This is a genomic window from Paenibacillus sp. FW104-T2, assembly GCF_058789975.1.
In genome coordinates, this window is record NZ_JBYTCE010000001.1 from 70,093 (window position 1) to 82,386 (window position 12,294).

Annotated in this window: 6 protein-coding genes; all 6 read left to right on the forward strand. The window is 45.8% G+C overall.

Translation table 11 applies throughout. The features are described 5' to 3' along the window. The first annotated feature begins 21 nt into the window (after positions 1–21). Complete coding sequence (locus tag AC3WQ3_RS00330) at positions 22–1,143, forward strand: ABC transporter permease (protein ID WP_336782625.1); 1,122 nt, start codon at positions 22–24, stop codon at positions 1,141–1,143. Continuing rightward, entirely contained in the window at positions 1,143–1,838 is a 696-nt protein-coding gene (locus AC3WQ3_RS00335; RefSeq protein WP_492471098.1) for an ABC transporter ATP-binding protein, read from the forward strand. The genes AC3WQ3_RS00330 and AC3WQ3_RS00335 overlap by 1 nt, the downstream gene beginning before the upstream one ends. Positions 1,839–2,207: 369 nt before the next feature. Continuing rightward, positions 2,208–4,331: a bifunctional metallophosphatase/5'-nucleotidase gene (locus AC3WQ3_RS00340; RefSeq protein ID WP_492471099.1), complete on the forward strand. Its 2,124-nt coding sequence runs from the start codon at positions 2,208–2,210 to the stop codon at positions 4,329–4,331. A gap of 576 nt (positions 4,332–4,907) precedes the next feature. Beyond that, positions 4,908–10,853: a DUF7601 domain-containing protein gene (locus AC3WQ3_RS00345; protein WP_492471100.1), complete on the forward strand. Its 5,946-nt coding sequence runs from the start codon at positions 4,908–4,910 to the stop codon at positions 10,851–10,853. A gap of 26 nt (positions 10,854–10,879) precedes the next feature. Then, positions 10,880–11,656 (forward strand): class B sortase, encoded by a 777-nt coding sequence (locus AC3WQ3_RS00350; protein WP_492471101.1) that lies wholly within the window; start codon positions 10,880–10,882, stop codon positions 11,654–11,656. Between the two features lie 271 nt (positions 11,657–11,927). Beyond that, positions 11,928–12,260: a hypothetical protein gene (locus AC3WQ3_RS00355; protein WP_492471102.1), complete on the forward strand. Its 333-nt coding sequence runs from the start codon at positions 11,928–11,930 to the stop codon at positions 12,258–12,260. Positions 12,261–12,294 lie beyond the last annotated feature (34 nt).

Sequence of the window (12,294 nt, forward strand, 5' to 3'; positions counted from 1 at the left end):
GGTTGAGGAGATGAATGATATATGTTTTTGGCACTAAAGGAACTGAGGCACAGCAAAACAAGATTTTTGATGATTGCGATCATCTTTGTGCTAATTTCTTGGTTGGTGTTCATCCTGTCAGGGTTGGGGAATGGGTTATCTACACTTGCGGCCTCGACATTTAAGACCATGAAGGCTGATTATGTAGTTTTCGAGCAAGGATCCAAGGCTTCAATGAGTAAGTCTTTATTATCTAATGACTTGTCGGCAGAATTAACAGAGATGCCCAATGTAACTGCTGTTTCACCTATGGGAACGATGATGGCATCGGCAATCAAAGGGAATAGCACTTTAAATGAGGATAAGGTAGATATAGCGATTATCGGAATCGAGCCGGGGAGTTTCCTTGAACCGGCAATTGTGGAAGGTACGGGACTGACATCCGATCAAATGAACAAGGCCATTGTCAATGATACGATGAGAGATAAAGGATTTAAACTAGGGGACACCTTCCAGCTAGATGGTTCAACGGAATCGTTGACGATTGTCGGCTTTGTCAAGAATCAGACATACAATCATGTAACAGCTGTATTTGTTCCTATTGAAGAATGGCGTAAGCTTGCATTTGCAGCACCAGGCTCCGATAAGGGGGTGGCTGACCCCGTCAATGCCATTATGCTTCAAGGAAAAGATATTGATCCGAATGCCATAAATGAACAGCTTCCGGGTACCGAGACAGTTACTCGTGGAGAAGCGGTGCAGGGAATGCCTGGATACAAAGAAGAGAATGGCACCATCATGATGATGCTTGCATTCCTGCTTGCAATCTCTGCATTCATCATTGGCGTATTCTTCTATGTATTTACAATGCAGAAGTCCAACCAGTTCGGGGTTATGAAAGCGATCGGAGCGAAGAATGGATTTCTAGGTAAAGCTGTCGTCTCGCAGGTGTTTGTCTTGTCATTCTCAAGCATTATTGTTGGCATCTTATTGACATTTGGGACAGCGGCAATTATGCCTGAAGGCATGCCATTCATGCTGGATACGAAGCTGGTGTTCACCTATTCCGTTGTATTGCTGGTGATCTCATTGCTTAGTTCTTTGGTATCCGTCCGCACGATTTCAAAAATTGATCCACTTAAGGCACTTGGGAGGGTTGAGTAATGACTAAAGGCTTACAAATAACAGCAGCTTCAAAATATTACAACGAAGGATTAAATCGTATTACGGCATTAGATCGAGTATCCATAAAGGTGGAGCCAGGTGAGTTCGTCGCAGTAGTAGGGCCGTCCGGGTCTGGAAAAAGTACCTTTCTGTCCATTGCGGGTGCACTGCTTAAAGCCTCTGAGGGAGAGGTTATACTAAATGGGAAGGACATGTCGAAGCTTTCAGACAATGAGCTATCGGATACACGATTGCATGAGATTGGGTTTATTATGCAGGCTTCAAATTTGGTACCTTACCTGAATGTTCTGGATCAGCTGCTTGTCGTGAAAAGGATGTCGGGCAAGGTTCGTGCATCAGATAAAACAATGGCTATTAGGTTGCTTGAAGAGCTTGGTCTAGGAGACAAGCTGAAGGGCTACCCCGAGGAGCTGTCCGGGGGCGAGAAGCAGCGTACTGCTATTGCTAGGGCACTAATGAACGATCCCGCTGTTATATTGGCCGATGAACCTACAGCAAGCTTGGATACCAAGCGTGCTCATGAAGTTGTCTCCTTGATCGCCCATGAAGTAAGAAGTCGTGGCAAAGCGGCAATTATGGTTACACACGATGAGCGGCTGCTTACCTATTGCGATAAGGTATACCGAATGGAAGATGGCAAGTTATTTCTATCAGAGCTGGAGTCGATCCATTAAGGCGTTATGAGAGTCTTCATTGTAAGCTATTTAAGAGCCAGAGACGTTGGAGAGATGTCCACGTCTCTTTTTTCTGCGTTCTAAACAATTTAGATATTCATCGGCATATTAGAAGGTAAAGGTCCGATAATTATATGCAGTTATATGTGCTGCATGAGAACAAGAACACCTTAGAAGCACTGCCAGCTATTCTGGAACACTTAAAAGAAAAGAACTTGAAGTTTGTCATCTTCCAATAAAATAGCCCCGCTTCCTTCTCTATCAATCTTTAAAAATTTTTACATCCATTTGATATAATTCGCGATTTTTATGACTAGATTTATGTTAAAATATCTCAGGATCAGAAATTGGAGAGGGGTTTTTTAACGCATGTCATGGAAAAAAGTTCTGGGGAAAAGCACCATTCGTGTGGCAACTACTGCACTATTACTTTCTCAACTATTCGGCGCGGTAGGTCCTGTCTCTGCTGCAGGCACAGATGTAGAAGTACACTTGATCGGAATTAATGACCTGCATGGTCAGCTCGATACCACATCAATGGTTGGGGATAAAAAGGCAGGAACAGCTCCAATTCTAGCTACATATCTGAAAGAAGCTCAAGCCAAATATGAACACTCCCTACTCTTCCATAATGGAGACTCTGTTGGTGCATCTGCTCCAGTCTCTTCTTTGGATCGTGATGAGCCTACGATGGAATGGATGAATATGATGGGCTTCGATGTAGGTTCTCTCGGCAACCATGAATTCGACCAAGGGATTGCTGCATTGAAAGCACAAATCTTTGGCGGCCTTGATCCAAAAGAAGGAAAAGTGACTCATGCTGGAGCAAAATTTGATTATGTGAATGCAAATGTCATCGAGACTGCCACAGGCAAAACATTGATCAAGCCATATGTGATCAAAGAAGTGGGCGGCGTCAAAATCGGATTTATCGGATTGGTGACGAAATCTACACCGGCTAAAGTTTCCCCATCGGGTACAGCAGGCGTGCGTTTCCTAAGCGCTGAAGAAGAAGTGGAAGCGGTTAATAAATATTCAAAAGAATTGCAAGATCAAGGTGTTGAAACGATCATCGTTCTGGCCCATGATCCAGCAACAACCAAAGAAGGCGTAACTACTGGAGAAGCAGCTGATTTGGCAAAAGCTCTGCCAGCAGACTCTCCTGTTGATGTTATCGTTGCAGGTGACAATCACGCTTTGGCTAACGGTGAAGTGAATGGGAAATTGATCGTTCAAGCGTACTCTTATGGTACAGCATTTGAAGATATCAAGTTGATGATTGACCCAACGACTGGGGATGTAACCGAAAAATCAGCTACAGTGACAACAACGTTCCAAGAGGGTGTAAAAGAAGACCCTGAATCTTTGGCAATTATAAAAAAATCATTGGACAAGCATCCTGAGCTAACCAAGCCAGTAGGTACAACAGATGGTTCTGTCACTCGCACAGATGCTTACAATAACGAGGCACCTCTAGGAAACCTCATTGCAGATGCAATGCGTCAAGCCGACTTTGGGGATAACGCAAGCGAGGCTGACTTTGCATTCATGAACCCAGGTGGTATTCGTGCAGATCTGCCCGAAGGCGATGTGACCTTTGCTGATCTTGCTAAAATCCAACCGTTTGGCAATACTCTAGTAAAACTAGAGCTGACGGGTGAGCAAATTCAAACCTTGTTGGAACAACAATGGGGAACCAATGCGGATGGTACGCCAAACACCAAAACACTACAAATCTCTGGTTTGAAATACACTGCAGATTTCAATAAACCAGTTGCAGAACGTGTAACTAGTCTTAGCCTTGAAGATGGTACAGCTATTGATCCTGCCAAAACATATACAGCTGTAGTTAACAACTTTATGGCAGCAGGTGGAGATAACTATAAAGTGCTGGTGGATGCTAAATCATCCCTGGCCGGTCCTATCGATCTGGATGTATTCTATCAATACATTGTAGATGCATATAAAGGCGGCACGATTCAGGCTAAAACAGAAGGACGCATTAAAAACATTGCTGCACCTGCAGAGCAACCAGAAACACCGGTGACGACAGAATTCATTTCCCGTGCTGAATTTGTAAGTGCGCTAGTAGACATGTTGAAACTAAACGAAGTTGCTACAGCACCTGCATTCAAGGATGTGGCTGCTGACGCGGCATATGCAGATGCCATCGCTGAAGCTGCTCACGCTGGATTCATTCAAGGCTTTGGTGGCAACTTCAACCCTGACCGTGATATCACTCGTGAAGAAGCAGCTACTATTCTTGCTAAGTTGTTGAAAAATCCAGCTTCGGATAAAGATGCTGCTGCGATTATTGCTGGTTTCAAAGATGGTAAATCTGTATCTGCCTATGCAGTTAAATCCTTGGCACAATTGATTGAGCAAGGTATTCTTGGAGCGGCAGAGAACAACGAACTCGAGCCGAAACAAGGCCTCTCTACTGACGATGCCAAAGCTCTCATTCAAAAAGCGGTGGCAGCAAAAGCTTCATAATATAGAACGTATTCAAACCTTATTTTAAGACAGGAAGACACATCCTTTTTGGAAAATAGCTCTTCTCTAAGAATAAACCTCGAACCTACGAAAGGGTTTATCCAGGAGAGTACTATAACTCCACTAAGGATGTGTTTTTATTATGCTTTTATATGAACGGATAGGAATTTCAAGAAATAAGATCACTTCAGAAATACAATCCAGAAATAAACTCCTTCAAGCCATAAATCCCCTCAATTCATCCAAAATGAATCACTTTTCTATTCAAGTAGATCCTCAAATAGGCAGATGTTCTTGTTCTAGTTGTCATTGTTGAGATTTTGTAGAGACTCGTTTTTTAAACTAAACAAGAAAGAGTGGAAACTCGGACCAAAGTGCATCTTCACGAGCCATCGATCTATGAAGGTGAACAGGAGGAATCTTCGCAAGATCTCATTGAGGCAAAGATCTACTAGAATCATACATATAGAAGAGATTCATTTGGATAAATGTGATCAGGCTGGATCCTCCTGCAGTTGATGGATTTTGGCAATTTAGGGAATGGAGGAGAAAGGGATCTTGAAACGACAGCGCAACATGGGAAAAGCAATACTCTCTTGCTTCTTGGCAATGATGCTGGTTTTGCAGACGATGGCATTCTCGGTCACGGCCTATGCGGATAGCGAACCAAGCGACTCTGGGGCCGCGGTTATTAGCGAAACCGATTCGCCAAGTCTGGACGAACCGCCTTCAGTAACCGAGGCGGTGTACGATATGCCGAACAATTCCTTGGCGATGACGGCAGCTCCGACCGACAAAACGGTGGTGTTCATGGATGCAAATGTGACCTTCCCACTGCAGGTGACGCAGGGAACGGTTGTTAGCCCCGGCGGTACGATCCAGGGCCGGCAGGCTTTTACCCTCAAATCAGAGGGCCTCAAGGTTCCGGTTAAAGGGGATTACGCAAATACACCGGATGAGAATGATACAACCAAGTACATTCAGCAGGGTGATTCCATCGAGTTAAGACGGGATACCTACTTCAACGAAGTAGTACTGCCGACAGCTACTAAGCCGTTAATGGCAACAACCGATATGGGTGTGAAGCAGCTCGGTACTGCGTATTTCACCCCGGATAGCATCAAAATTGTGTTTGATGGTGATGACTGGTTTTTTAACGGTGTCGGACGAGGGGTTACCTTTGGCTTCGAAACCACTGCCAATTCGGATATCACAGGCATGAATTACGGTGATACGAAGCCTATCACGATTTTCGGGGGAGCGTATGAGTTAGTTAACCCGGATGTGACGGCAGCGTACAGCATCACGTTAAGCTCCCCTGGAATGATCCGGTGGGATCAGTATAGCTACCGCGGGATTCAACCTGCGCAGTTGGTGGAAGGCGCGATTACCTGGGAGTCAACGGTATCCGCATTTGATCAGTTTGATGCAGCAGTCCAATTACCGTTGGACGGAAAAATATTTTATACAAATCCCGCTACATATAATACAGGCTTTGGTAATGTGCCCGGGATTTATATGGAAGGGTCATTCAAAGTTAACGGCCAGGATGTAACTCCAGTTGTTGAGGCCGATGGTTCGTTAACTTATCTATTTCCGGAGGGAACAGGTCTCAATCCCAAGGTTGAATATAAAACCTGGATTCCCAAGGAAGCCTATTACTATGAGTATCGGAATCCGCCAGGCAATCTTGGTCGCAGCCACCGGGATATGCATGGCAAAGTGGAACTGAGACAGGACAGCACCATGCTGGTGCAGGCGAGTCAGGAGATTTCTTTTGCCCCTGACTGGATTCAAGCCAGCGCATCCTATGACCATGCGAGTGAAACTATTACATGGAAGGTCACAGTTAACCAATATAACAAAAAAGGGTTAAAGGACTTTACGATTACAAATGTATTGCCTGCCGGGCTGGACTTTATATCAGCGGAATGGCAGACGTGGGTGGATAATACTACATCTGGGGTACAGCCCATCACACCGGATGCAAACAGCACGTATTCCTTTGGGGAGATCAACGGCAAAGTAGAACTAGTGATTAAGAGCAAGGTCACAAGCGGTTCCAGCTTCAGAATTGACCCACGTGCCAACTGGAATCTGGATACACCGAGTGGCATACAGAACAACGATGTCAAAGCCGGTACAAGGCCTAATGCCGTGACGGATGAGGCCATTGTCAACATCGGGGCACATACGTTTACCAAAACAGGCGCCATTTCAACTGAGGATTATAGCCTGGGCGGCGTTACATGGACGGTCAATCTGGCACCACAGTATAACCTGCCAGATGCCGTAGTATACGATGTGCTGGTACATGGCGGTGATTTGAACGTTCTGGACAACGCAGTGGATGTAACTGGCGAAGTGAGCACAGAAACCATTGCCAAAATCAAAGCCAACGTTAACTCGTTCCAGCTGTGGAAGCAGTATCATGAGGGATCCTTAAAAACAGCTGCAGCTGGACTTGCGACAAAGGCCATTCCTTTAACTGTAGACGGTAAAGTGGTGGCAGATTTGATCAAGGTGACCGGATATACGGATAAGGCTGCATCTTTCAGCTTCCGTTCACTGGAGACCAACCCGGATATTCTCTTCAGACAGAATATTGAATCCGGGAAAACGATTCAAAATCGGGCGCTGCTGTTTGATGGAGATACCGTAAAAACGGCAGATTACTCTGTTAATCTTCATCTGCGCATGCTGAACAAAGATATGCTCTTTGCATCGAAGCCATTGAAGACAGATGGCACACTTGAAAATGTAAGCCCGAATAACATTGGCAGTTATATTCGAAACGATAACAATGAAGCATGGACCATTTCCGCCTATGACAGGACAACCAAGACGGTCACATTCCGTTTAGGGGTAAACATGCCTGGATATAACACAGAAGAAATGGCTAAGGCTGGCGGTAATCGGGTCATTAGTAATATCAAGCTGGTGGACACACTGCCGGAGGGATGGGAATTCGTTCCGTTTTCTGAAGATGAGGAGTTTGAGCTGTGGAAAGGATTGTCCGACAATGGATCAGGTACAGAATATGGTGTCCGCAATGATGCCAGAACACGTATTGAACCAGGAACAAGTGCTCATGTCGTTAGTTTCTCCCATCAAGGAAACGAGGGGACGTTCACTTTCTCCAAGTTGGAGAGCCCATATGTCATTCTGGTAAAAGCAAGACCCTCCAATACTGCTCTGCAGAAGTATTTGGAAGAATATACTACCAGCGGCATCGACAAGCAGGTAATGTATAACAAAGCCGACCTCCATATGACATGGGGTGGTGTGGAGAAGGTCCTCACTGAACAGCGCAAAGTGATTGTACCGGTTCAGACCCTGGGCAAGTCAGTAACAAAGCCAGTTCCAGGTGTGCTCGAATGGACAGTAAACTATACCCCTCCATTCAATATGGCACAGGGTGTATATTTGCAGGATACCATAGGTGCAGGTATGGATCTGCGCTATGAAGAAAATGGACAGCTTGTGCTAACAGCACCTAGTATGGCTGTCTATCGGGCTAAGCTGTCTGCCAGCGGAGCTCTGGAACGAGAGGGAGAAGCACTGGATCTTAGCGACCCGAATAGTGAAGTTCAGGTAGAAGCTGTCCCAGGTGCCGATGGCACAACGGTGCTAACATTTAACATGGATGACCCTAATCAGTTCTACCAGTTTGTCTATCAAACAGAGGTTGACCCTTCCAAAGCAAAAGCTGGGGATAAAATGGGCAACGAAGTAAAGCTGATGGGCGATGATAAGCTGAAAACAGTCAGTGCCAGAAGTGAAAGTACGCTGGACAACTCAGACGTTGCCGGAAGTTCAAGCTCCAATGCCCTTCTGCCTCTGAGGAAGGTGGATCCCGACAACAATCCGCTCAAAGGTGTAGAGTTTACACTGTATAAGAAAGACGGCGGAACCCAAGTTGCCAAAGGAACAACCGATAGCGGCGGGAAACTGAATCTGTTATTCCCGGATCCAGGGTACTATGAGCTGAAGGAAACGTATATCGACACTACAACGTGGTTGCCGACTACCAAAATTTATCAGGTGTATGTAGGCAATACGCCTGGAAAGCCCATCTGGGTAGATGGCGTGAAAGTAACCTCGGAAAATCCGCTGGTTGTTCCTACACCAGCACAAGGAAAGCTGACCATCACCAATAAGGTGGAAGGGAACGGCAGCGATCCTGCCAAAGATTTTGAATATACCGTAACTTTCGACGGTGAAGGTAAGGACGGAGAGTATACCTATAAGAAGCCTGATAGTACGATTGGCACGATCAAGAACGGTGACAAGATTATCCTGAAGCATGGAGAATCTGTAACACTCTCGGCATTGCCTGCAGGTCTGGTATATACCGTAATGGAGGCCGATTATACAACCGTTGACGGATACACGACTAACCCGGAAACGAGAGAATTGACCGGTACAATCGTGAATAAAGGGGATCACAAGGCAGACTTCGTCAATGAACGAACCGTTAACAAGCTGACAGTCAGCAATACCGTCATGGGGAACGGTGGCGACAAGACGAAGGACTTCGAGTACACAGTCATTTTTGAGGGTACGGGTAAGGATGGAAGCTACTCCTACGTGAAGTCGGACGGCAGCACAGGTACGATCAAGTCCCTGGATATCTTCAAGCTTAAGCATGGAGAGACACTGGATATTTCCGATCTGCCTAAGGGGCTGAAGTACACAGTTACCCAAAAGGAATACACAGCCGATGACTACATGACCAACCCTGAGGAACGGGAACATACCGGAATCATGGAAGGCCAAGATGAATTTGCCCCATACACCAACATTCGGGTGCTGAAGGGCGGCCTGCTCATCAGTAATACAGTTAAAGGCAAAGACGATGACAAAAAGAAACTGTTCAAGTACACCCTTAACTTCACAGGAGAGGGCGAGAACGAAGCTTACACCTATGAAAAGTCAGACGGAAGCAGCGGCACAATCAAGAACGGGGAGACCTTTGAGCTTACAGACGGTCAGACACTTATTGTGCAAGGACTTCCAACGTATCTCGAGTATAAGGTGACCCAGGATGATTACACGGAAGATGGTTATGTAACGAATCCTGAAAGTTTCGACCACACAGGCACTATTCCAGAGAAAAAACTGGCCGAAGCGCATTTTATCAATACTCGCCCATATCTGGAAGGCGTTCTGCGTAACAACAACACAGGAGAAGTTATTCCAAATGCACCTATTACGATAACGGACCTGAAGACCGGCAAGGAGATTCAAACGGAAACGAATGACAAGGGTGAATATGCTATCCCGGCCACAGCGGATACGGACTACACAATCACATATACCAAGTGGTATCAGGTAGGCGGAAAAGATGTTCCAGTCGAGTTCACGCAAAAAGCGAATGTAGACGGCAGCGTGACGGACGAGACCATTCCGGCTGACATTACAGCTGTAGGGATCATTCTGTTTAAGCAGCTGGATGGAACAACAGAACTATTCAGTGAGTCATTAACCAGTCAGATGTACATCTATTTAAGGGATACGGACGGCAAGTATGTTGAGGAGAACGGTCATCCCAAGGCATTCCGGATGGCTTCGAACGGTACCTTCTCTGTGGAGGGGCTGAGCGAGCAGAGATATACCATGGAAGTTCGTTATAAGGCTGAGACGGGGGAGGAACTGCTCTTCAAAGTGACACAGCTGAACGTGAAAGCGAACGGGGAGCTGAATATATCCGAGGCATTGGTCGATCCTTACGGTACGGTTTATGACGAAACGACAGGAGATGCCACCACAGGCAAGAAAATTGAAGGAGCCAAAGTTACTCTCTACTATGCCGATACGCAGCGTAATCGAGATAACGGCCGCACTCCGGGTACGAAAGTTACACTTCCTCCGGTTCCTAATTTTCCGCCTCATGACAACGCGAGCCCAGAGCAGATGAGTGATGCCAACGGCTTCTACGCGTACATGGTGTTCCCTGAAGCAGATTATTACCTGATCGTAACCAAGGATGGATATGAAACGCACAGAAGCGGCACCATTTCTGTTGATTTTGACATTGTAAAATACGATGTCCCAATGAAACCGATCCGTTCCGGTGGCGGCACCGGTGGTAACGCTGGGAATGGGAACAGTGGAACGGGCAACAGCGGTAACAGTGGTACAGACAATGGCAGTAACGAAAACAATAATAATGGTAGCGGTGAAACCGACAACGGTAGCAGCGAGACCGACAACGGTAGCAATGAGACCGACAACGGTAGCAGCGAGACCGACAACGGTAGCAGCGAGACCGACAACGGTGGCAGCGAGACCGACAACGGCAGCAGCGAAACCGACAACAGCAGCAACGAAACTGGCAACGGCAGCAACGAAGCCGATAACAACAGCAACGAAAGCAGCAATGTTGGTGACGAGCTGGATGATGCTCCAAAAACCGGAGACAACAGTGTTTCACCAATGTGGTATATGGTTCTGGCGCTGATGTCTTTGGTGACAATCGGACTCTGTCTACTCGGTAATAAGAAGAAAACGCAAATGTAGTAGATTGGAAAGGCGGTAAGAAAGGAATGAGCAAAACCAAAAAAATGCTTATCGCCGTTTCCTCCCTTTTGTTGGTGTTTTCTCTCGTCAGTATGACAAGAATTTTTTTGCGGGATTATACGGAGCAACAGAAAATTGAAGAGCTGACAGAGGTTTGGGAGGAAGGATCAAACCAAGAAGGAGGGGATACAGTCCCCTCCTTTTTGTCCAATAAGGCGAATAAGCAGGTCATGCTTCCCGAATTCCGGAATCTTTACGAGAGGAACTCGGACATTATTGGCTGGCTGAAAATGGACGGCACCCGGATTGAGTATCCGGTCATGCAGAATCCACAGGATGCCGAGTACTATCTCAATCATGATTTTGATAAAAGGGATAATACAGGTGGGCTTCCTTTTTTGGATAAGGATAGTCAGGCTGACACTTCGAACATTTTGCTGATTCATGGACACCATATGAAAAGCGGCTGGATGTTCAAAGACTTGATGAAATATAAGGATGAGAGCTTCTATAAGGAGCATGCCACGTTCCAATTCAGCACACTTTACGAGAAAGAAGAGTATGAGATTGTTGCTGTTATTCTGTCAGAGGTCTACCTGAAATCGGATGACGTTTTTAAATACTACCAGATAGGGGAGATCAATACCCCCGCCGAGTTCGATTCCTATGTACAGAATATTAAGAAGCTTGCGCTTTATGACACAGGTGTAACAGCCCAGCATGGCGATAAGCTTGTTGTGCTGTCCACGTGCGAGTACTCGACTGAAAATGGAAGGCTGGCCGTGGTCGCGCGAAAGCGTTGAGGTGCTGCTGATACAAGAAACGATACAGGAAATGATACTAGAAATAAAACAGGAAATGATTCTGCTTCATATCGCGTTCTCCCTCAAGAGGACGCGATTTTTTTGTCCCCAAAACGTTGAGTCTACTTAATTTCAACGTAGCTTTTTACCTCTTATTCAATAGAACGTTAATCGGACAAACGTACTTTTTGTTTCTTGTCCACATTTATACCTCACTAAAAGCAATCCTATTGCATTTAATAAAACTATCAATAATAAGGAGGTTTTGAGAATGGGAAATAGAAGACCTGGAGCTGGCTATGATCTTGTTCAGATCGTTAACTCCACTCCGTATAATGCGGTTGGGAGAGTAGAGTATGCATCCATCTTTTGTGCTGACGACAATTATAGTGTTCAGCGCGATGAGACTTGGAGAGCGTCTAGTCGCGGGGCCTGCCTGGTGACTAGAATAACGGCAACGGTTAGAACACCGAGTGGAAATGTTGAAGCCGAACCGTATACTTCTTCGGGTACTTCGTACAGCCAGTTCGCTATTATACAAGTCGGGGCTAATAGATTTCAAGTGACACGTGTAATAAGTGCTGCTAAACGCCAAAAGAAATAACAGAAACCGATTATGATCGGTAATAGGCAACAAA